The sequence below is a fragment of the Leptospira brenneri genome (genome assembly GCF_002812125.1).
In the GTDB taxonomy this organism is placed as follows: Bacteria; Spirochaetota; Leptospiria; order Leptospirales; family Leptospiraceae; genus Leptospira_A; species Leptospira_A brenneri.
The window spans coordinates 199054-219333 of the sequence record NZ_NPDQ01000005.1 but is presented as its reverse complement, the minus strand read 5'-3'; the positions used below and the strand labels follow the sequence as shown (position 1 = coordinate 219333).

Genomic DNA, 20280 nt, shown 5'->3' with positions numbered 1-20280 from the left:
AGGGATATGATTCAAAACTGGAAACGATGGGGAGCCATTGTCCTATTTTTCCCGTTGGCGTTACTTTCTTTGGAATTGATTTTACGCGCTTCCAATCCGCCTGCCTTAAGATACTACCGTGATGTCAAACTCCTCCATGCCTACCATCCTGAATATGGAGTGGCTTTAGAACCAAACGAAAGTCGTTTTGTACGCCACTATGCAGATTTATGGCAAGGTCAGTTCACCACCAATTCCCTTGGCCTTCGAGGCCTAGAAGAACCAGTTCCGGGAAAACCTAAACTTTTATGTCTAGGGGATAGTTTGGTGATGGGATTTGGAGTCTCCGATGAAGATACTTTTTGTTCTAGGCTTAACGGTCTGGAAGAAAATGGAGTCAAATTCCAAAGCCTCAATCTAGGTGTGGATGCCTATGGTTCTCTTGGTTCTTACAAACGACTCGAAGATATGTCTACACATATCGATAACATTCAAACAGTATTGTTCTTTATTTCACCAAATGATTTCACGATGCCTGATGAACTAAGAGCACAAGGAATCCTTCCAGATGATGAAAGTGATGCACTCCATGAAAACGACCCCGTTTGGAAAAAAAACTTTCGCATTCAATTTGAACTCACAAGAGTTTCTTATCTATTACAGGCTCTAAAACTTGCTTACGAACAAACAAAAGTCAAATTTGCTCAAACAAAATACTTAGTTTCAACAGACTCAGAACTTCTTTTATCGTCTCCACTTGTTTATTTGCGAGAAACATTCATCCTTCCCGTCAAACAACAGAAATGTGAGGAAACAGAAACATTCATCTGCCCCACTCCTCTTCAGAATTTAAGTGTGATCTGTTCTGATTCTCCCGTAGATCCAAATTCTCTTGAGCCCTTACCCGAAACTACAACGAGAGCTTATGATTTAATGATAAATCTATCCAAAGAAAAAGGATACAAATTTGTTCCTGTGATCCTCCCTATGCAGATCGAAGAAGTGTATTGCAGACAAATAGGAAAATTCAATGCACTTGGAAGTTATTCCATTCGTGCAAAAAGGTATCTAGATTCAAAAGGAATCAAAACTTTAGACATCCTCCCCTTTACAGACAAAATGTGTGGCCGTGAATTTACCCTAAATGGAAAAACAAAAAAAGCAGGAATCCAAGACTATTACATTCCTGGTGATGGCCACCTAACAAAATTAGGTAATTTATGGGCAGCCGAGTCCATAACAGAAGCTTTAAAGGAAATCAAATAATATGCTTTTTAATTCTGTTCACTATTTGATCTTTGCTCCCGTTGTTATCTTAGTTTATTTTTTGATCCCTAAAAGATTTCAAGGTCTTTGGTTATTCATTGTTAGTTTATACTTTTATGCAATTTTCAGAATTCCATTTCTCATTTTGCTCGTATTTTCTTTTGTAGTGACAAAACTTGCAGTCGATTACATGGACCAAACCTCTTCCAAACCAAAAAAAATCTTTTGGTTAAACGTTGCCGTTTGGAGTAACCTAAGTTTACTTTTTGTATTTAAGTATTTGGATTTTTCCATCACGGTATGGAACCAAACCTTTTCTTTGACACCTTGTGATCCTGAGTTTGTCCAAAAGTCTGGGATTCTACTTCCGATGGGGATTAGTTTTTTCACCTTACAAGCAGTATCCTATGCAGTCGATGTTTATAGAGGTGTCGTCGAAAGAGCAAAGTCCATTTTCCATTTCGGACTTTTTCTCGCATTTTTTCCCCAACTCGTAGCGGGTCCTATCTTACGTGCCAGTGATGTCCTCCACCAATTTTTAGATTCCAAAGATTTCACAAAAGAAAATCTAAAGCAGGGACTAAAACAACTCTTCTGGGGAATCTTCAAAAAAACTTTTATAGCCGATCCTGTTTCCTATGTGATCGATCCCATGTATGCCAATCCAACAGAATACAATTGGATTGCTATGTGGATGGCAGCTTTTCTTTTTGCAGTTCAAATCTATTGTGATTTTTCTGGTTACTCTGATATAGCCATTGGAACGGCAAGAATACTTGGTTTTCATATTCCAAAAAACTTTGATCGTCCTTTTTTGTCAGGTACACTCACCGAACTCTGGAGGCGTTGGCATATTTCCTTTAGTTCTTGGTTAAGAGATTATATATATATCACTCTTGGCGGAAACAGAAGAGGTCAAATTATGGCCTACGTCAATCTCTTCATTACAACATTTGTATCAGGAATCTGGCATGGTGCCGATTGGACTTTTGTTTTCTGGGGAACCTTACACTCATCAATGATGGTCATTGAAAAGTTTGTATTTCAATTTGAAACAATGCGTAATGCTTGGAACCGAGTGCCACGTGCCATCCAACCCATCTACCCTGTTGGCGTTTTTGTTTTGTCTTGTTTTTTCTTTCGAGCAAAAGCGACTCCAGAAGTCCCAACAGGTATGGGCATCGTCAAAATCATGTTAGAACGTGCTTTTACGGGAGCTGGTGGAATTTTTCCTCAAATGAGTGTGAGCCTAGTGATCTTAGTTGGATTTTTGTTTTTGGTTGATATTCTCCAAGATAGAAAGGAAGACAGATTTGCATTTATCACGGACAATCTTTACTTTTTAATTCCGACTTGTATCCTACTCTATATCACTTCCTTTATTATTTATAGTGTAACGGTTTCGAGTCCCTTCCTCTACTTTCAATTTTAAATAAAAAAGCCAGTAATCACTTACTGGCTTAATTGAATGAATCCAAAAAATATGATTAGAATTCTACTTTCGGAGCATTCTCAATCGCTTTTTCATCTTCTACTGTAAATGTTGCTTTAGCATCATAACCAAAAGCTTTTGCAGTAAGAACTGCAGGGAACTGACGAATGTAAACATTGAATTCTTTAGTAGCTTTGATAAATCTGTTTCTTGCTACAGTGATTCTATTTTCTGTTCCTTCCAATTGTGCCATTAAATCAGAGAAATGTTGGTCTGATTTTAATTGTGGATAGTTTTCTTGGATCATAAGAAGTCTTGATAAAGCAGAACCCAATTGTCCTTGCGCTTGGTCAAACTTCTTCAAACTTTCGGGATTGTTTACAAGTTCAGGAGTTGCTTGGATGGAACCAATTTTTGCCCTTGCTTCTGCAATGTTTGTCATAATCTCTTTTTCTTGGTTGGCAAATCCTTTTACGGCTGAAACCAAATTGGGAACTAGATCAGATCTTCTTTTGTATTGGTTGAGAACTTCTGCCCAAGAAGCAGTCACTTCTTCATCCAACTCTTGGATGCGGTTATAACCGCAGTTGGTTAAAACGGTTGCCATTAAGGAAACCAAAAAAACGATTCGAAACATTCTTGTCATGGTGATTGTATACCCAACCATTAGTCGGTCTGCAACACCAATTTGTTAAAAAAATTAATATCGAAACGGTTTTATGGCCTTAATCCATCGGCTCTCCGATTGGTTCAAGTATTCCTTTAGGTCAGAATCGGAAACATTGCTGTTTAAATAGTCAAGAAGCACAGTGTCACCAGCGAGAAGCTCAATTGCTGGTCGATCTGAACGAAACTCATACACTCCTTTTAAGTATTCAAATTCGTTAGGAAATAATTCTTTTAGTTGTTTTAAGAAGAACAATGTAAAATACAAAGAGTGAAACTGTTTGGGTTTTACAACCATAAGCTGGTATCCTTCACAAATGGTACCAGCGTATTTATGAAAGGTAGGCAAAAATCGCAAATTTCGTAAATAAAAAAGCCCTGGTTGGTGAGAAGCCATCCTTTTATCTAATTCCTCTTTAGCATCTCCTAATAAATAAGGAGCCCCAAAAGTTTCAAAAGGTTTAGTTGTCCCTCTTCCTTCCGATAAATTAGTTCCTTCCAAGAGACACATCCCTGGATACACCAAACAAGTATTTTGTGTTGGGATATTGGGAGAAGGAGGTATCCATTCAAAGGAAGAAACTGACTTAGGATGAAATACACCCACCGGTACAACGACAACATCAACTTTCAAATGGAACGTTTCATTATAATACGATAATAATTCTCCTGGTGTGAGTCCATGCCGGTGTAAAACAGAAGGAACCCCAACAAAGGATTCAAATTCTTTTTGGAGAGGAGAACCTTCTACTTTTCTCCCAATCGGATTAGGCGAATCTATGACCAAAAAAATAGGAGCTTTCCCTGTTTCTTTTTTTAAACGAGAAATCTCAGAAAGGATATAATATGCAGTTGTTAAAAAAGTATAATAACGAGAACCAACATCCTTAATATCAATGATCACCACATCTACATTCGTCAAATTTTCTCTCGGTGGAACAAGACTTGATTCTTCTTTTCCATAGAGATTTATAATTTGCATATTGCCAAAAAGATATTTTAGTTCATCACCACTAACTTGATCTTGTAGTTCAGCAAAGAGTCCGTGTTCGGGTAAAAAAATCGTTTTTAAATCAAAAATTTCAGCATAAGTTTGGAAATGATATTTTCTAGCAAAACCAAAGGCACTTTGGTTTGTAAGAATGGTTGCCTTAAGTCCACTTAACTTATTTATATTTTTAAAAAATTTCATTTTGTTTTTCGGATATCTTCTTTGTTTGCCAGAGCGAGTTCCCAAACTTTACGGATTTTGTCCTCATCAAAAGAATCGTCCGAAGCCAACAATTCGCGAAACTCCGATAACTCTTTGATAAAATCATCAATTGAGTTACGTAAGAAACTTTTGTTTTCTTTAAAGATAGAAATCCACATATCGGGATTAGAACCAGCAATCCTAGACATATCCCGAAATCCACCACCAGTAATTGGTTTAGAGATTCCCATCACTTCTTTTTTTGTAACAGGATTTTCTCCAGCAACATTAACCAGTAGAGTCGAAACCACATGTGGCAAATGGGAAAGATAAGCCAAAGTTTCATCATGTGATTTGGAATCCATTTCCATAGTCCAAGAACCAATTTTTTCCCAAAACTCACGAACCCAATCCAAACTCAAGTTAGATGAAAACTTAGGAGGAGTTAGAATACAGAGTTTATCCACATAAAGATCTGGAACGGCAGCTTCCGGCCCTACTTGCTCGGAACCACACATCGGATGTGTAGAAATATAATGATGAGTGACATTTGTATAATGAGATTCCACTGCAGAAACAATTGTTTCTTTTGTGGATCCTAAATCGATAAAGATTGTGTTTCCAGATTTAGGAAGTGTAGGAATGATTTTTAGGATAGATTCTACAGGAGTGCTAAATACAACCAAATCATAGTTAGACCACTCAGGTGAACCCATTTCATTTTGTAAAAAAACTTTGTGAGCCAGATTTTTAGTTAGAATTGTCTTTTTACTTTTTTCAGAACGAACTACCGCTGTGATTTCCGCATCCGAAAATTTTCCACGGATGGAAAGGGCAAGGGAACCACCCATAAGTCCCATCCCATAAATCAAAACTCTGGTTAGATTCATGTAGGAAAAGATCCAGCAGTTGGATACGAGCCTAAAAGTTTAAACAAAGTACACTGCGATTTAACTTTTTCTAATAGTTCTGCAATTTTTGGATCATCTTTATGGCCAATGAAATCTATAAAAAAATGATATTCCCATAGATTTCGTTTGAGTGGTCTTGATTCAATCTTTGTGAGATTTACCGGCACATCGTTAAAGGTTTTTAAAATAGCAAACAAAGATCCCGTTTGGTTGGGAATGGAAAATACAACGGATGTTTTATCTTCTTTTGTTTGTGGTGATAGTGTTTTTCCAATTACTAGAAACCGAGTTGTGTTTCCTGAGTAATCCTCAATCCCTTCCGCAATCACATTTAAATTATAAATTTCACCAGCAATTTTGGAAGCGATAGCCAACCCGTCTTTCCTTTCCGAAACTAACTTGGCTGCCATTGCCGTTGAAGAAGTATCAACAACTTCTGCATTTGGAAGGTTCGCAGAAATCCAATTGCGACACTGTTCATTTCCAATCCGGATTCCATAAATTTTTTTGACTGCAGAAAGATCAGTTTCAAATCCAAGTAAAGAAAAAGATATCCTTTGGTATAACTCTGAATATACGACAAGGTCTGTTTCCAAAAACATATCCAAAGTGGAACTGACTTGCCCTTCTGTGGAATTTTCAACAGGAACAACACCATAATCCAACTTCCCTTCCTCTACCATACGAAATACATCGGGGATAGAAGTCTGTGGAACTGCTTCAATGGAAATTCCAAATTTGGAACGAAGGGCTGAATGAGAAAAACTTCCCTCTGGTCCTAAAAATCCAATCTTTAACGGATGTTCTAAGGCAATTGTTCCCGACATCATCTCTCTATAGATGGCTCGAATCACCGAAGATGGAAGTGGTCCACCAGAGATTTTGGTTACTTTTTCATATACGTCTTTTTCGCGATCAGGACGGTAAATGGGACCACCAGATTCTTTTTTCACACGACCAATTTCTTGTGCAAAACCAGCCCGTTTTTGAATGAGTGCAATGATTTCATGATCAAGTGAATCGATATCGGCACGGAGTTTTTTTAGTTCTTCTTCTGCACTACTCATAAGACCCTTCTTGTAATTCTGCCGGCAGTGTGCTTTTATCAAAATCAGGATTCATCTCTGTTTCATCAGTAACAATGATAGATTCTGGTGTAAACTCTTCGAATTTAAGTTCTTTGACTTCGACAGGAGTCGGAAGGTCAGTTAGTTTACTCAGTCCAAAATGTAACAAGAATTCATTGGTTGTTCCGTATAGTGTAGGTCTTCCAGGAACTTCCTTTTGGCCCACGGCTTTTACCAATTTTTTAGACATAAGGCTTGCCACCATAGCACGAGAAGAAACTCCACGAATTTCGTCTAACTCTGTTAATGTGATCGGTTGTTTGTAAGCAATGATGGCCAAAGTGTCCAATGTTCCGCGAGAAAGAGTTTCTCTTTTTTTATCTTTAAAGATATGGGCGAGTATTTCGCTATATTTTTGGTTGGTGATGAACTGGTAACCACCGGCGATTTCTCTAAGTAAAAAACCACCTTCCTTTTCTTCGTAATCTAAAATGAGTTCATCTAGGAGTTCCCGAGCTTCTGTTTTTTCGATCCCAGCTGACTTGGCAAGTGCAGACAATTTGATTGGATCTGAAGATAAAAAAAGAAGTGCCTCAAGAAGGCCCTTGGTATAAGTTCTTTCTTCCAAATGAATCTAAACCTTGACTATTTTGATTTCACCGAAAACTGCATGTTGGAGGACTTTGCAAACTCGGATTTTAACAACTTCTAATACAGCAAGGAAGGCAGCGACGATTTCTTTTTTTTCCGGTTTTTCCGTCTCAAACAAATCCATAAAATGGATTTCCCCGGTTTTTTCCAAAAGACCCTGTAAATAGGCCATTTTATCTTCTACGGAATACTGGGCCACACCCTCGTAGATAGGGAGAAGGTCTTCGATTTCATTGGAACTCTCTTGTTCCAAAATCGAATTAAAAGCAGAAATTAAGTCCACTAGGCTGACATCCAACCAAACTTCGGTTTCATCCAAAACTTGGTTGGTTTCCCGAGTGAACATACCTGCGGTCAATCTGTCCAGTTCCGCCAGACGTTGCCCGGCCATTTGAAACTTTTTGTGTTCGAGTAATTTATCAACTAGCTCTTTGGGAAGCGGTGGATCATAATCCTCTTCCTCGAAACCAGGATCCGGCAACAAGGCTTTGGACTTTAAATACACCAAATGAGATGCCATAACAGCAAACTCAGAAGTAAGTTCAATCGACAAGGACTGACTGGTTCTCAAAAATTGAATGAAATCAGATGTGATACGCGAAAGGGAGACTTCAAAAATATCAACCTTATAACTATCAATCAGAGACCATAAAACCGTTAAAGGTCCTTCTGTCAGTCCTCCGTCCTGGTTTTGCCACCGGACGATAAACTCCGGGGTTTGGGACACGATCTATAAACCTAGTGCTTTTGCTGCAGCTTGTTGCAATCTTTCTGGAGGGAAAGGTTTAACAACAAAGTCCTTCACACCCATCTTAATTGCCTTTGCTAATAAATCTTCCTGACCAAGAGCAGTTACCATAATGATTTTAGCAGAAGCATCAAACTTGATAATTTCTTTTGTAGCTTCAATTCCATCTTTTTCGCGCATGGTAATGTCCATCGTGACCAAATCTGGTTTGAGGTTTTTATACTGTTCTACCGCAATATTACCGTTCTCAGCTTCACCTACGATCTCGTGACCCGCACCAACTAACGCATCTTTTACTAGCGTTCTCATGAATTTTGCATCATCTACAACCAAAATTCTTGCCATGTTAATTCCCTCTCGACTTTAATAACTCAATCATTTTTGGTACTAATTCATCCACCGGAAGAACAAAATCAATTCCTCCGAGTTCTACTGCAACACGGTTCATTCCATAAACTACCGATGTTGCTTCATTCTGCGCCAAAGTAATACCACCTTTAGCGTGAATGTTGGTGATTGATTGCGATCCATCTTTACCCATACCCGTCATGATCATGGATAAAAGATGATCTCCACCATATGCTTCCACCAAACTATCAAACAATACTTCAATGGATGGCCTATGTCCATTGACTTGCCCTGTATGGGTGAGTTCAATGACTCGGTCTTTTCCCTTGTTGATTACCTTCATTTGGTAATCACCAGGCGCTATGTAAGCCATTCCAGACTGAACTAAGTCACCCTGCTCTGCTTCTTTCACTTGTATTTTAGACAAGGAATTCAATCTATCTGCAAATGCCTTCGTAAACCCAGCTGGCATATGTTGTACGACAAATATAGGTTTCGCAAAGTCTTCAGGGATACCCGCAAAGACAGTTTGTAAGGCTTTCGGCCCGCCAGTGGAGGTCCCTATTCCGATAGCGTCTACTTTGATCGGTTTTTGAAAACTTTTATTTAATTGGCGTTCGGTACGTTCTGGTTTTACCAAAATATCCGAATTAGGAAGCTTAGAATCGGAAAATCCTTTGATTTTTGCGGACAATACCGCAGCCACATCTTCGGGTGAGAACTGATTTCCGCTGGAAGGTTTGGGAATGAAATCAACGGCACCAAGTTCCAAGGCTTTGAATGTGGCATCTGCTCCATGTTGGGTTAACACGGAAAGCATGATCACATGTGTGGAGAGTTTTAATTTTTTAATTTCCGCAAGTGCAGTGAGGCCATCCATAATCGGCATCTCAATGTCTAAAACAATAAAATCTGGTTTTAACTTTCCCGCTAAATCAATACAATCCATTCCGGTTTTGCCGGTGGCTATGACTTGCACTTCATCCTTTTTGGTGAGGACATCACTTAAGATATTCCTCACGAGAAGTGAGTCATCAATGATAACAACGGTTGGTTTTCTATTCATGATTTATGGATGAGGTCTACCAGTTCATCAAAATCAGGTAGGAAAACCAAAACACCAATTAGGTTACTGCCTTGGTGGTTAAACTCAGTATGCATGGACAAAAACTTAGTTCGTTCCGGTTTTACGATGTCAATGACGTCCATAAAACTACCTGTAATCATTTCTGGAACTGATGGTAAAACTTCTTTTTTCAATTTATTCGAAAGTGAGTTCATCACACTGGAACAAACGATATTAGAAATTTCAGATAAAACAGAAACCATATCTTCAGAAAGTTTATGAGAACTTCCCTCTGCGTATTTAGCATCTGCAGAACCAAGTAATTCTTTTGCAATTTCAGATCCGTTTTCTTCCGAAAACATCATCAGAAGGTTTCCGTTTAAGTCTCCGGTCATACGAATTTTCATTCCAAAAAACTGATCCATGGAATAACGAAATTCTTTAGCCAATCCTTCACGGTCAGTGAGTGTAATTTCAGGAATAAAAAGTTCTACTTCTTTACCAACTAACTGAGAGAGTACAACTCCGGCATTCATCATACCAGTATTCACAATATTCTCTAGTTTTTTGATATCTTTAGAAGACATGATTTCATTGATCGCATCAGAATTTAATGCTGCCACTTGATTCAAACGTTCTTCTTTTTGCTCCACAAAACCTTTAATGATTTCTGCGGCTTGTTCTCTTTCTGTAAGTTTGACGTTTTCTATTTTTGCAACATCAGCCAAACGATGAATCTCGTCAGTTTTATGATCGATCACAAGCGTTGCCGTAGCCGATTTTGAAGATTCACCAGAATCTCCATTCACAACAGCTTCCGTTTTAATCACTTCTGTCGTGATTTTGAGGTTCGCCGCTGGTTCTTCCGCATAAACCTCTTCTTTTGGAACGATTACATGTTTTTCTATTTTATGTTTATCTTTTTTAACACGCGATTTGTCTTTTGCACGTAACTCAATCAACTTCGCATTATATCTGTTGGTTGGGTGATTTGATTTAAACATTAAATCGGAATCGGACATTTCTAGAGAGCGAATGGTTGAGGCTCTTTTCATCATCTCGCCAGAAACTAATTTGTCAGACCAATCCACTTTATCAGCAGCAATCTCTACAAGGCCAGGAATGTCTAAAACAAGGATGATAGTTCCATCACCCATAATGGTGGCACCAGTTAGACCTTGGATGTCTTTGAAGTTTTTACCGAGTGACTTGATTACGGTTTCATGTTTTCCAATGAGATCATCTACCATAAATCCAAGTTTTCTGGTTTTGTAATTTACGATGACAACAGGAACTTCCACCATTTCTTGTTTGTCGGCAAGTCCCAAAATACGATTCAATCGGTAAATTGGTAAAACTTCTCCGCGTAGATTGATGATTTCATGCCCTTCGAGAGTAGTGATTTGATCCAAGTTGACCTTGATGGTTTCGGATACCTCAGAAAGAGGGAATGCATACACTTCCTCTTCCATAATCACAAGAATGGATGGGATGATCGCAAGTGCTTGAGGGAAAGAAAGAGTAAAAGAAGAACCTTTACCCTCTTCCGAATGGATGAGAATTTTACCCTTAAACTCTTCGATGAGTTTATTCACAACATTCATCCCCACACCGCGACCCGAGATATCAGAAATTTTATCGGCGGTAGAAAATCCAGGTGCAAAGATAAATTGAAAGATATCAGACTCTGCTAAGTTTTGTGCATCCGATTCACTAACTAACCCACGTTCAATGGCTTTTTTTAAGATTTTATCTTTATTCAAACCCTTACCATCATCGCGGATTTCCACAAGAATATTGGATCCACCTTGGTAAGCATTAAGCTCTACAGTTCCTTCCTCTGGTTTGCCCGCTGCTCGTCTTTCTGCAGGAGATTCAATTCCATGGTCTACTGAATTACGAATGAGATGGATGAGGGGTTCTCCAATCGCATCGATTACTTTTTTATCGAGTTCTGTATTTTCTCCTCGAAGGACAAGATTAACTTGTTTACCCGTCTCCAAAGAAAGGTCACGAATGAGTCTCGTAAATCTGTTGAACACAGATCCAATGGGAACCATTCGAATGTTCATAATTCCTGTTTGTAAGTCTTTAGAAATTCGATTGATTTGATCGATTTTTCCTTTGAGTTCATTAAATAAAGAATCTTCACCAAACTGTGCAACTAAATCATCATAGATTTTTTGGAATCCGGAGTTAGTGATGACAAGTTCTCCCACATTGTTCATGAGTTGGTCTAGTTTATCAGAAGATACCTTGATGGTTCTCATCACTACTTTGGAATCCGTTACCGCCTTATCAAAGTTAGCAGATCCCTTCAGGCCATGTTTATCTTCTGATTCTAAATGGCCATTGGATTGACCTGAAACTCCCGAAACCGGTGCACTTTCAGATCTTTTTTCCAAAGCTTCCATTTCTGTTTCAGGAAGTTTGAGTTCTTCCACAAGAAGTGTATCCACCATATCGATATTACATTGAACATGTAACTCATGTTTATTTAGCTTTGTGACAGTAACAAAAGAAAGGGCAAAACTACCTTGTCCGTTGTCCAAAGCATCTTCCGAAGGATTACATTTAATGATCGCACCCGATTGTTTTACCGACTGTAAGATGAGCAGAAGTCTTAAATTCTGCATCGGTGTATCGTTTTTTAATTTTAAATCTACAGAGAATGCAGATAGATCACTTTCTTCTTTAAGTGATTGGCGAATTTCAGAAATCTCTTCTTCGTTTAAGCTAATTGTAGTGGGATTAGAACTTCCTTCTGATTTTGAAGGACTACTTGGTTTAGAAGTATCAGAACTAGATTGATTTGGCTTAGCTTCATAATCTTGGAGTTTTTTGATCATGTCAGTAAAAGGGGTTTCTACTTTTACACCATTTGCCACACCTTCGATCACTTGTTTGATAAGATCAAAACATTCGAATAATAAATTCACCAACTTAACATTGATTTCAAGACTTCCTTCTCTGATTTTTTGGAGAAGGTTTTCCATAGTATGAGCTAAATCAGAAAGATTATAAAGTCCAACGAAAGCGGAGGAACTTTTTAAAGAGTGTGCAGCACGAAAGATATCATTGATGATTTCCGGGTTTTCATGATCCTTTTCGAGTTTTACCAAATTGGAATTTAATTCTTCAATTTGATCCTCGGACTCTTCCAGGAAAACTTCTGTGTATTCGCCTAAAATTCCAGCCAATTTCGTATCCCTTTCTATTTACTTTACGATGGAAACAAAATCAACGATTTGTTCCAAATCCAAATTCAAAATCAAATGGTCTTCATATCTAGACACAGATTCAACCATCTTACTATAGTTTAACGATAAATCATCAGTTGTATAACTAATAAAATCCTTTTGGATTTTCACAACTTGTTTGACTTCATCTACCAGAACACCAATCCTCTTCTCGTCTAACATAATGACGATGATTCGGGAAATAGGAAAAATCTCAGAGTCTGTTTCATGAAATCTTTTTTTCAAATCTAAGATAGGTATGATTTCGCCACGAAGGTTGATGACTCCTAAGATATAATCATCTACATTCGGAATCCTTGTGATGAGGACTGGTTTTAAAATTTCATGTACCAATAGGAGTCGAATCCCAAAGAATTCTTTATCGATGGTAAAGGTGAGAAACTGTTCCAAGTCTCCCAGATCGGACTCTTGTTCCATTTTGGTTTTTTCCGCCAGGGATGTGAGTAATGTTTCTTGGTCCATATGCTACCTGAGAATCGTGTCAGAATCCTATATGGATTCAATCTAAAAACGAATGAATCTGGATTTCCGTAATCATTTTTCCTATTTTTAAATCGTGATTGTCTTCAAGGAATGGGACGGGAAAAAGTTTAGAAAAACTAAGTCCAACGGCTTTCTTTTGGAGAGATTCTGAATTTAAAATGCGATCATAATACCCGCCGCCGCGTCCCAACCGGTATCCCTTTTCATTGAAACCAAGAGCAGGGACAAGGATCAAATCGGCTTCTTCTACGGAGATCTCCTCATCTCCAACCGGCTGAAAGAGTCCTATCTCGCTCTTTTCAAAGGAATAGGGCCTAAGAAAACGCAAAACCTTTCCCTCTTCCATCCGAGGGAAGTACCACCTGGCAGAATGTCTGGCTTCGATAAAACTTGTTGGCCGAGGGATTGGAGAAGATTCAATGATGGGAAGAACATCCACCTCATACCGAAAGTCAGGTGAGTAAGTGATGATTTTCGATTTACCTTGTAAAAGTGGGAATAATCTTTTTAAAATTGCCGTTTCATGGTCTTCCCTTTCTGGTAAGTTCGGAAGATTTTTTTTTAGAATTTCTCTAGCATCTTTTTTAGAAATTGGATTCAAAAATGATCCCCAATGATCCCTTCTTCTAATAGAGAGATAATTTTTTTTGTTCTTTCTTCGAGTTCAGGAATTTCATTTGCCTTCAAAGAAACTTCCTTCATTTGAAAAAGTTCGTCTGCTAAATTGAGTGCACAAAGTACGGCAAGTTTTGTTTTTGAGGCCGAAGGAAGAGCTTTTGCCAATTCCAAAAGCCGTGATTCTACAAAATCAGCCACCTCCGAAATATATCCAGAGGAGGCCTCACCTATGATGGTATAAGTTTCACCAAAGATTTGTTTGGTTATTTTTTGAGGTTGTGGGGCAGATTCTGCCATAAAAATTATTTAGGATCGTCTTCGATAATTAAAAAATCATCGTCATCGTCTGCATCAAAGACACTGATCGCTTCATCGTCATCATCAATGATGATGTCATCATCTTCATCGATCTCAACAGTGGGAACTTCTTCTTCAGTTTCTACAACAAGTTCCTCTTTTTCAAAAGAAGCGGATGCAGTAGGTTTTTCCAAAACTTCTTCAGTTTGGAATTCGGATTCATCTTCATCTAAAAGAATGATTTCATCGTCTTCATCAGCGGCTAAGCTAGCAGCTGCCGCTCCTGCGGCCGCTGCAGCAACTGGTTCTACAGGTGTGGATGCAACTGGTTGCGTTTTTGGAGTAGAACTTCCTGTGGTAGGAAGGCCATCCAAACGACCAAGAAGGTTTTGGACTTTCGATTCCAAAAGCCCTTCCCTTTCGCGAAGTTTGTTTAACTCCTCAGTAGCATCTTGGAGTTTTGTGCGAAGTGTTGTGAGTTCGCGCTCCTTCTCCTCCATTGCGAGCTTCATTTGGTCATTTTCCGCGCGGAGGGATTCGTTTTCCGTCTCCAGGCGTGCGTTTTCTGTTCTTAGGTCCTGGATTAACTCCAAAGCCTTAACAACTTTACTTTCTAGCTCTTCAATGGTTTCGATTTTTAACATGATAACAATCCGATGGAATAGAATAGCCGAGCCATTCTATTCCAATCAAGCACTAATTTACTTAGCGACTTTGGTTTTTTCTACGATGGCGTTGAATACTTCTTTGTGGTTGTATGCAAGGTCAGCCAAAGTTTTGCGATCTAAGTTGATTCCGTGTGTTTTGAGTGCATGGATGAATTTAGAGTAAGACATTCCATTTTCTCTCACTGCGGCATTGATTCTCGTAATCCAAAGTTTACGGAATTCAGACTTCTTCTTTCTACGGTCACGGTATGCCCATTGACCAGCTTTCATCACAGCAGATTTTGCTGTTCTGAAAAGTTTAGAACGTCCGCCTCTAAAACCTTTTGCTTTAGCGAGAACTTTTTTTCTACGATTCTTATGGATGGTTCCGTTTACTGCGCGTGGCATCGTTTAACCTCCGTAAGGTAGAAGTTTTTCTACACGGTTATAGTCGGTTTCGTGGATGAGGTGCATTCCACGGCTTTGGTGTTTCATCTTAGGAGATTTTTTCTCTAAGATATGTCTTCGGAACGCACAACCGCGTTTAATTTTACCAGACTTGGTAAACTTAAAACGTTTCGCTGCTGCCCTGTTTGTTTTTAGTTTATACATAGTTGTTTTTATCCTTTAGCTTTCTCACTAATTGGGTTCATCACGACCACTATCGTCTTTCCGTCGTGTACCGGCATTTTTTCGGGAGAGGCATGCTCTTTTAGGTCCTCGACAAACCGGTTAACAATATTCATTCCTATCTCAGAGTGAACCATCTCTCTGCCTCGGAATCGAAGAGTCACTTTTACTTTATCACCCTTTTGCAAGAATTCTAAAGCATGACGCTTCTTAATCTCGAAGTCATGGTTATCAATCCGCGGGCGGATTTTAATTTCTTTCACCGTGACTACGTGTTGTTTCTTTTTCGCTTCTTTCGTTTTCTTAAGAAGTTCGAATTTGTATTTTCCAAAATCGATCAACTTACAGACGTGAACATCCTGGTCTCCCGAGACTTCCACCAAATCAAGGTTAGCTTCCTTAGCTCTTCTCAGAGCCTCTTCCAGAGTAACGATGTCAGACCCTTCGTCAGAGACGAGTCGGATCGATGCTACATTGGTAATTTGTTCGTTAATTCTGATGTGGGCGAATTTATCTTGGTTTGGGTTCCCTCTAGGGTTGGGCCGTTTCTGCATTCAGTCTCCGAAATTTCTTTCAATTTCCAATTTCGGACGAAAATCCTGGCGAGCAAGTACATTTCTTTCGGAATTACTTAAGGAAAGGGGTTAAAGCGAACCGGAGGGGCCTTCCCAAGCTACGAGTTCTAAATATAGAGACTCTGATTCTAAAATTTCTGGCAAAATGGGCACAAGAGAGACAAGATCCCCGTGATTTCCCATTCCCATACAAGATCCGCCGTGGCAGAGCTGGCCATCTTCGGTATAAATTGCATATTGGATCAAATGGTCAAAGGTTTTGGTTTCTCTCTTGGGAGAACCGGATTGGACGAGAGCCACATAAGTCAAACCTTCACTTTGGCGGCGTTCCAACCGAATTCGGACCCGGTTTTCTCGTGTGATGGTTTCACTGGCAAAAAGGAGATCCCCTTTCCCCGGATTCCATTTTTGGAAAGAATAGGAGCCGACAACTCCCCCCTCCCGCTTCCATTCATATTTGGTTTCGTTTTTGGGTTTTTGTTTTGAAAGGACAAGGGTTTCCTTAGGCCTAGGGTCTTCCCAACCATAAGAAGTGATACTCACGGAAGCCCTGGCAATCTCGGTGATGGGAAAAGGAAAACGGCTCCAAAGTCCGGGAACATCATAACTCTCCCAAGGTTGGACAATGTGTTCGCAAGTTTGGCTTGCAAGGAGTCGATTTCTATCATCATAAAAGGCAGCCGATACATACAAAGCAACAGGGGAATCACCGCGATTTTCTCCACCGGTAATGACAATGTTTGGGCAATCCAACTTAAAGTCCCGACCAAGCCCATCCACAAATTGCATGGAACTCACCTTCCAACCCACAATGAGCCCATCCGCAAAAGGCAATAATTGCATAGGGATGGCATCAAACGCATCACGAGCATCATACGGCGGATGGATGGGTAAATCCAAATAGTATGCAACAGGACTCGTTTGTTTGGTTATGATTTGAATGGGAGGCACTGAAGGGATCGTAAGATCCCCTCAAATCTCAGTCAAGAAATTTCTTTATTTAAAGATCACCTTTCAGAAGGGAAAGAAATCCATCGCGAGAAACCGTTTCTGTTTTCTCTTCTCCCATACGACGGAAGGAAATAGAACCAGCTTCTTTCTCTTTATCTCCTAAAATCAAAGTATAACTGCTTCGTTTTAGGATGGAATCCCTAATTTTACTTCCGATCTTTTCGTTTCGAACATCAAGTTCGACTCGGAATCCCTGCATTACCAAATCCTGATATACTTCTTTTGCATAATCGCTGTGAATTTCTGCCACAGTTAAGACACGGATCTGTGTAGGATTTAGCCACAAAGGAAATTTTCCTTCGAAGTGTTCGATAAGAATTCCGATGAATCTTTCGAGTGATCCATAGATGGCTCTGTGGATCATCACAGGCGCATGTTTTTTTCCATCAGAAGCAGTGAAGTCGAGTTCGAATCGATTCGGCATCGAGAAATCAATTTGTACGGTTCCGCATTGCCAAAGCCTTCCCAGAGAGTCCTTAATATTGAATTCAATTTTGGGACCGTAGAATGCTCCGTCCCCTTCTTTGATTCCGTATTCGATTCCCTTTTTCTTAAGTGCATCATGTAACGCTTGTGTTGCGAGATTCCAATCTTCATCACTACCTTGGGATTTCTCCGGCCTTGTTGCGATGAAGGTTTTAAACTCAGTGAATCCAAATTTTTTATACACATCAAAAGTAAAATCAATGATGTCTTCCACTTCTGATTCTACTTTTTCTAAAGGCGCATAGATATGGGCATCGTCTTGAGTGAAGGCACGAACCCGAAATAGTCCATGGAGCACTCCAGACATTTCATGTCTGTGCACATTTCCAAGCTCCATAAACCGAAGAGGAAGTTCTCTGTACGAGTGCATGTGGTATTTATAAATCAAACAACACCCAGGACAGTTCATCGGCTTTACTGCAAATTCACTTTCATCGATGTCAGTGAAATACATGTTTTCCTTAAAATTATCCCAGTGACCCGACTTTTTCCATAGACTAGAATTTAAGATGGCCGGAGTTTTGATTTCTTGATACCCACGGCGAAAACACTCTTCTCGAATGTAAGAAGCAAGAGTATTCCAAAGTACAGTTCCTTTCGGATGCCAAAATGGAAATCCAGGAGCTTCGTCTTGGAAACTAAAAAGATCCAGTTCTTTTCCCAGTTTTCTATGATCTCTTTTTTTGGCTTCTTCAATGAGAAAGATATATTCGTCTAACTGCTTTTTGGTGGGGAAAGAAACTCCGTAAATACGAGTGAGCTGTTTGTTTTTGGAATCCCCTTTCCAATAGGCACCAGAAATCGCAGTGAGTTTGAAGGCTTTCAGTTGTCCTGTCCTTGCCACGTGAGGACCACGACAAAGGTCATACCACTCGCCCTGTCCGTATAACGAAACGGATGCGGAATCAAATCCTTGGATAAGTTCTACCTTATAAGGTTCGTTTTCTTTTTTAAATTTTTCGATGGCCTCTTCCTTGGAAAGTTCCCATCTTTTGACAACGAGATCTTCTTTGACAATTTTTGCCATCTCGGCTTCGATTTTCGGAAGGTCTTCTACCGTAAGAACGGTATCACCAAAATCAATATCATAAAAGAAAAAACCGGGGCCATTTTCAATGACGGGGCCAACGGTGAGGCGGGCCTCAGACCATAACCTTTGGACGGCCATACCGAGTAAGTGGGCAGAAGAGTGATGGAAAACTTCTTTTCCTTCCACATCATCAAAGGTGAGAAACTTTACCGTGGTGTTTGTCTCTGGAATATAGGAAAGGTCAACAGTGCGACCATCGGACAAAACAACGGCAAGAGCTTTCTCTTTCAAGAAAGGCAGTTGGGCTTGGATGAAATCAGAAAAGGATTTACCGGATTCTAGTTCCTTGGAACTTCCATCTGGTAGTGTAATAGTAAGTGCTGCCATAATTCTAAACCCAGGTTTTCGCACGCACATTCTCCCGAAAAGTAAAGTTTTACCAGAGTCTGCCAGATTCCAATGATTCTGTTATTTTCTTAAAACTTTCCTCTACCGACTCTTTACGACCAAACCCGCCAGCCTCTTCTAAAACAATAAATCCATGGAGTAGTGAACGTAAGATCCGTATCCGATGGACAGAGGTTTCATCCAGGGTTTGGAGCCGAAACACTTCCATACAAATGGCCAAAATTCGATCTCCGAGGGGTTTTAATTCTGGATCGGACTCAGCCGACTCAACGGTCAGAGGATAAAACTGAGGATAGGCCTTCGCAAAACTTCTGTAAGCAATTAAAAATTCGAATACTCGATCAGAACTATGGTTCTGGTTTTTGGTTTTTAGAGTCAGTCTATCACCTAACATCTGCAAAGACCTTCGTTTCATTTCCCGGCGTATATCTTCTAAGTCCTGGATATGGTTGTAGAGGGAGGGGGTTCGAATTCCCAAACTTTCAGAAAGGGATGTAAGCCGAAATTCCCGAAACCCAACTTCTGAAATCAAATCCCATGCTTTGTCTAAAACAAATTCTCTAGTGATCTGGGTGACCCCTTTTTTGGGGCGGCCGGGTTTGTGTTTTATTTTTTTTGCCATAATAATTGTACGTCGGAATAAAATCGATTTGGCTCTTCTACGAAAGGATAATGCCCTGCACCTTTATAGATCTTTACAGTTCCGCCCACAGTGTCACCAATCCAATTTGCCTCTCCTTCGGGAGAATCAAAATCAGGGTCTTTACTTCCCATTACCACAATCACATTTCCCGAAATCAATTGTAAGGCAGGTTCACATTCTGTTTTTGGTGCAAGCAACATAGATCTAACGGCAAACATACGACCATCTTCAGAAAGATTCTCTTTTAATCTCGCTGATCTTTCTTTTAAATCACCAGGACGATTCACAGGAAACAGAGATTCATAAAACGACGCCCAAACACTCGGCCCCCAAGGCCCACGAAATGCAAAATGAATCAATGTTTTCATTCCAAAAGACATTGGTTCTTTGTCTCGGACAAATGGACCAGAAAGTACAAGTCCTAGGACTCGTTTTTCTTCTTTGGAACGAATATAAACGGCCGAAGCGGCAGCCATAGAATTAGCAATGATATAAACATCTTGTAAATCTTTTTCACGGATAAATGCTAAGATGTCTTTTGCCGTTTCATTCGGCCCATAAGAAACGAAACTCACATCAGACTCACCAATTCCTCGTAAGTCGAAAAGATAAACGGTATTGCCTTTAGATAACAGATAAGCAAGTTCTAAATAACTTTCCTTTCTGTCCCCAATTCCTGGAAGCAAAATCAGATTTCTTTTGCCCTCCCCTATTTTAGAATAAGCCACTCGACCTTCCCCAGTTTGAAAATAAGAAGTTTGTATTAAAGATTCCGATTCCGAACCTTCACCCCAAATCAGGATGGGAAAAAGAAACAGGGAAAAGATTAAAATAAGGTGGTAGATTGTTTTCATAAAACTAATGCT

At 39.6% G+C, this 20280-nt stretch carries 22 protein-coding genes; 2 read left to right on the top strand and 20 right to left on the bottom strand.

What is annotated here, in order from left to right:
- Window positions 1-6 precede the first annotated feature (6 nt).
- Entirely contained in the window at window positions 7-1245 is a 1239-nt protein-coding gene (locus tag CH361_RS12475) for an LA_2490 family SGNH/GDSL-type esterase (protein WP_100791141.1), read from the top strand.
- A 1-nt stretch (window position 1246) separates the two neighbouring features.
- Window positions 1247-2677, top strand: coding sequence for an MBOAT family O-acyltransferase (locus CH361_RS12470; protein ID WP_100791140.1), 1431 nt, complete (start codon window positions 1247-1249; stop codon window positions 2675-2677).
- A 55-nt stretch (window positions 2678-2732) separates the two neighbouring features.
- On the opposite strand, the gene CH361_RS12465 is transcribed toward CH361_RS12470, so the two are convergent.
- The 20 genes from CH361_RS12465 to CH361_RS12370 form a co-directional block, all read right to left on the bottom strand.
- On the bottom strand, window positions 2733-3323 hold the full coding sequence (locus CH361_RS12465) for a LemA family protein (protein ID WP_100791268.1): 591 nt from the start codon (window positions 3321-3323) through the stop codon (window positions 2733-2735).
- Window positions 3324-3377: 54 nt separating this feature from the next.
- Window positions 3378-4535 (bottom strand): DUF1343 domain-containing protein, encoded by a 1158-nt coding sequence (locus CH361_RS12460; protein ID WP_100791139.1) that lies wholly within the window; start codon window positions 4533-4535, stop codon window positions 3378-3380.
- Window positions 4532-5425, bottom strand: coding sequence for a prephenate dehydrogenase (locus tag CH361_RS12455; protein ID WP_100791138.1), 894 nt, complete (start codon window positions 5423-5425; stop codon window positions 4532-4534). Before CH361_RS12455 ends, CH361_RS12460 begins: the two co-directional genes overlap by 4 nt.
- Window positions 5422-6513 (bottom strand): prephenate dehydratase, encoded by a 1092-nt coding sequence (pheA, locus tag CH361_RS12450; RefSeq protein WP_100791137.1) that lies wholly within the window; start codon window positions 6511-6513, stop codon window positions 5422-5424. Before pheA ends, CH361_RS12455 begins: the two co-directional genes overlap by 4 nt.
- A complete protein-coding gene (gene scpB, locus CH361_RS12445; protein WP_100791136.1) occupies window positions 6506-7141 on the bottom strand; it encodes an SMC-Scp complex subunit ScpB in 636 nt (211 codons plus the stop codon). Before scpB ends, pheA begins: the two co-directional genes overlap by 8 nt.
- A 6-nt stretch (window positions 7142-7147) precedes the next feature.
- Window positions 7148-7891 carry a segregation and condensation protein A gene (locus CH361_RS12440; protein WP_100791135.1) on the bottom strand — a complete coding sequence of 248 codons (744 nt, stop codon included), beginning with the start codon at window positions 7889-7891 and terminating at the stop codon, window positions 7148-7150.
- A gap of 3 nt (window positions 7892-7894) precedes the next feature.
- The gene (locus tag CH361_RS12435) at window positions 7895-8257 is read right to left on the bottom strand and encodes a response regulator (RefSeq protein ID WP_002975323.1); all 363 of its coding nucleotides are present in this window, start codon (window positions 8255-8257) and stop codon (window positions 7895-7897) included.
- Window position 8258: 1 nt separating this feature from the next.
- Entirely contained in the window at window positions 8259-9326 is a 1068-nt protein-coding gene (locus tag CH361_RS12430; RefSeq protein WP_100791134.1) for a protein-glutamate methylesterase/protein-glutamine glutaminase, read from the bottom strand.
- A complete protein-coding gene (locus CH361_RS12425) occupies window positions 9323-12526 on the bottom strand; it encodes a chemotaxis protein CheW (protein ID WP_100791133.1) in 3204 nt (1067 codons plus the stop codon). Before CH361_RS12425 ends, CH361_RS12430 begins: the two co-directional genes overlap by 4 nt.
- 18 nt (window positions 12527-12544) lie before the next feature.
- Entirely contained in the window at window positions 12545-13048 is a 504-nt protein-coding gene (locus tag CH361_RS12420) for a chemotaxis protein CheW (RefSeq protein ID WP_100791132.1), read from the bottom strand.
- A 37-nt stretch (window positions 13049-13085) separates the two neighbouring features.
- Entirely contained in the window at window positions 13086-13670 is a 585-nt protein-coding gene (locus CH361_RS12415) for a 5-formyltetrahydrofolate cyclo-ligase (RefSeq protein WP_100791131.1), read from the bottom strand.
- Window positions 13667-13984, bottom strand: coding sequence for a cell division protein ZapA (locus tag CH361_RS12410; protein WP_100791130.1), 318 nt, complete (start codon window positions 13982-13984; stop codon window positions 13667-13669). The genes CH361_RS12415 and CH361_RS12410 overlap by 4 nt, the downstream gene beginning before the upstream one ends.
- Before the next feature lie 5 nt (window positions 13985-13989).
- Window positions 13990-14628, bottom strand: a complete 639-nt coding sequence (locus CH361_RS12405; protein WP_100791129.1) for a hypothetical protein — start codon at window positions 14626-14628, stop codon at window positions 13990-13992.
- A 57-nt stretch (window positions 14629-14685) separates the two neighbouring features.
- The gene (gene rplT, locus CH361_RS12400) at window positions 14686-15039 is read right to left on the bottom strand and encodes a 50S ribosomal protein L20 (RefSeq protein ID WP_002975326.1); all 354 of its coding nucleotides are present in this window, start codon (window positions 15037-15039) and stop codon (window positions 14686-14688) included.
- Between the two features lie 3 nt (window positions 15040-15042).
- Entirely contained in the window at window positions 15043-15243 is a 201-nt protein-coding gene (gene rpmI / locus CH361_RS12395) for a 50S ribosomal protein L35 (protein ID WP_002988170.1), read from the bottom strand.
- Window positions 15244-15251: 8 nt separating this feature from the next.
- Window positions 15252-15815 (bottom strand): translation initiation factor IF-3, encoded by a 564-nt coding sequence (infC, locus tag CH361_RS12390; RefSeq protein ID WP_004786692.1) that lies wholly within the window; start codon window positions 15813-15815, stop codon window positions 15252-15254.
- 90 nt (window positions 15816-15905) lie between these two features.
- Entirely contained in the window at window positions 15906-16787 is an 882-nt protein-coding gene (locus CH361_RS12385; RefSeq protein ID WP_100791128.1) for a hypothetical protein, read from the bottom strand.
- 49 nt (window positions 16788-16836) lie between these two features.
- Complete coding sequence (thrS, locus tag CH361_RS12380) at window positions 16837-18750, bottom strand: threonine--tRNA ligase (RefSeq protein WP_100791127.1); 1914 nt, start codon at window positions 18748-18750, stop codon at window positions 16837-16839.
- Window positions 18751-18799: 49 nt separating this feature from the next.
- Complete coding sequence (locus CH361_RS12375) at window positions 18800-19393, bottom strand: TetR/AcrR family transcriptional regulator (RefSeq protein WP_100791126.1); 594 nt, start codon at window positions 19391-19393, stop codon at window positions 18800-18802.
- Complete coding sequence (locus CH361_RS12370) at window positions 19378-20268, bottom strand: alpha/beta fold hydrolase (protein ID WP_100791125.1); 891 nt, start codon at window positions 20266-20268, stop codon at window positions 19378-19380. Before CH361_RS12370 ends, CH361_RS12375 begins: the two co-directional genes overlap by 16 nt.
- Window positions 20269-20280: the final 12 nt, after the last annotated feature.

Coding starts and splice junctions, on each gene's coding strand:
- CH361_RS12405 (WP_100791129.1), bottom strand. CDS start 14,628: ATGTTAAAAATCGAAACCATTGAAGAGCTAGAAAGTAAAGTTGTTAAG.
- CH361_RS12465 (WP_100791268.1), bottom strand. CDS start 3,323: ATGACAAGAATGTTTCGAATCGTTTTTTTGGTTTCCTTAATGGCAACC.
- CH361_RS12375 (WP_100791126.1), bottom strand. CDS start 19,393: ATGGCAAAAAAAATAAAACACAAACCCGGCCGCCCCAAAAAAGGGGTC.
- CH361_RS12420 (WP_100791132.1), bottom strand. CDS start 13,048: ATGGACCAAGAAACATTACTCACATCCCTGGCGGAAAAAACCAAAATG.
- CH361_RS12455 (WP_100791138.1), bottom strand. CDS start 5,425: ATGAATCTAACCAGAGTTTTGATTTATGGGATGGGACTTATGGGTGGT.
- rplT (WP_002975326.1), bottom strand. CDS start 15,039: ATGCCACGCGCAGTAAACGGAACCATCCATAAGAATCGTAGAAAAAAA.
- infC (WP_004786692.1), bottom strand. CDS start 15,815: ATGCAGAAACGGCCCAACCCTAGAGGGAACCCAAACCAAGATAAATTC.
- CH361_RS12410 (WP_100791130.1), bottom strand. CDS start 13,984: ATGGCAGAATCTGCCCCACAACCTCAAAAAATAACCAAACAAATCTTT.
- CH361_RS12430 (WP_100791134.1), bottom strand. CDS start 9,326: ATGAATAGAAAACCAACCGTTGTTATCATTGATGACTCACTTCTCGTG.
- CH361_RS12460 (WP_100791139.1), bottom strand. CDS start 4,535: ATGAAATTTTTTAAAAATATAAATAAGTTAAGTGGACTTAAGGCAACC.
- pheA (WP_100791137.1), bottom strand. CDS start 6,513: ATGAGTAGTGCAGAAGAAGAACTAAAAAAACTCCGTGCCGATATCGAT.
- CH361_RS12435 (WP_002975323.1), bottom strand. CDS start 8,257: ATGGCAAGAATTTTGGTTGTAGATGATGCAAAATTCATGAGAACGCTA.
- CH361_RS12470 (WP_100791140.1), top strand. CDS start 1,247: ATGCTTTTTAATTCTGTTCACTATTTGATCTTTGCTCCCGTTGTTATC.
- CH361_RS12475 (WP_100791141.1), top strand. CDS start 7: ATGATTCAAAACTGGAAACGATGGGGAGCCATTGTCCTATTTTTCCCG.
- CH361_RS12370 (WP_100791125.1), bottom strand. CDS start 20,268: ATGAAAACAATCTACCACCTTATTTTAATCTTTTCCCTGTTTCTTTTT.
- thrS (WP_100791127.1), bottom strand. CDS start 18,750: ATGGCAGCACTTACTATTACACTACCAGATGGAAGTTCCAAGGAACTA.
- rpmI (WP_002988170.1), bottom strand. CDS start 15,243: ATGTATAAACTAAAAACAAACAGGGCAGCAGCGAAACGTTTTAAGTTT.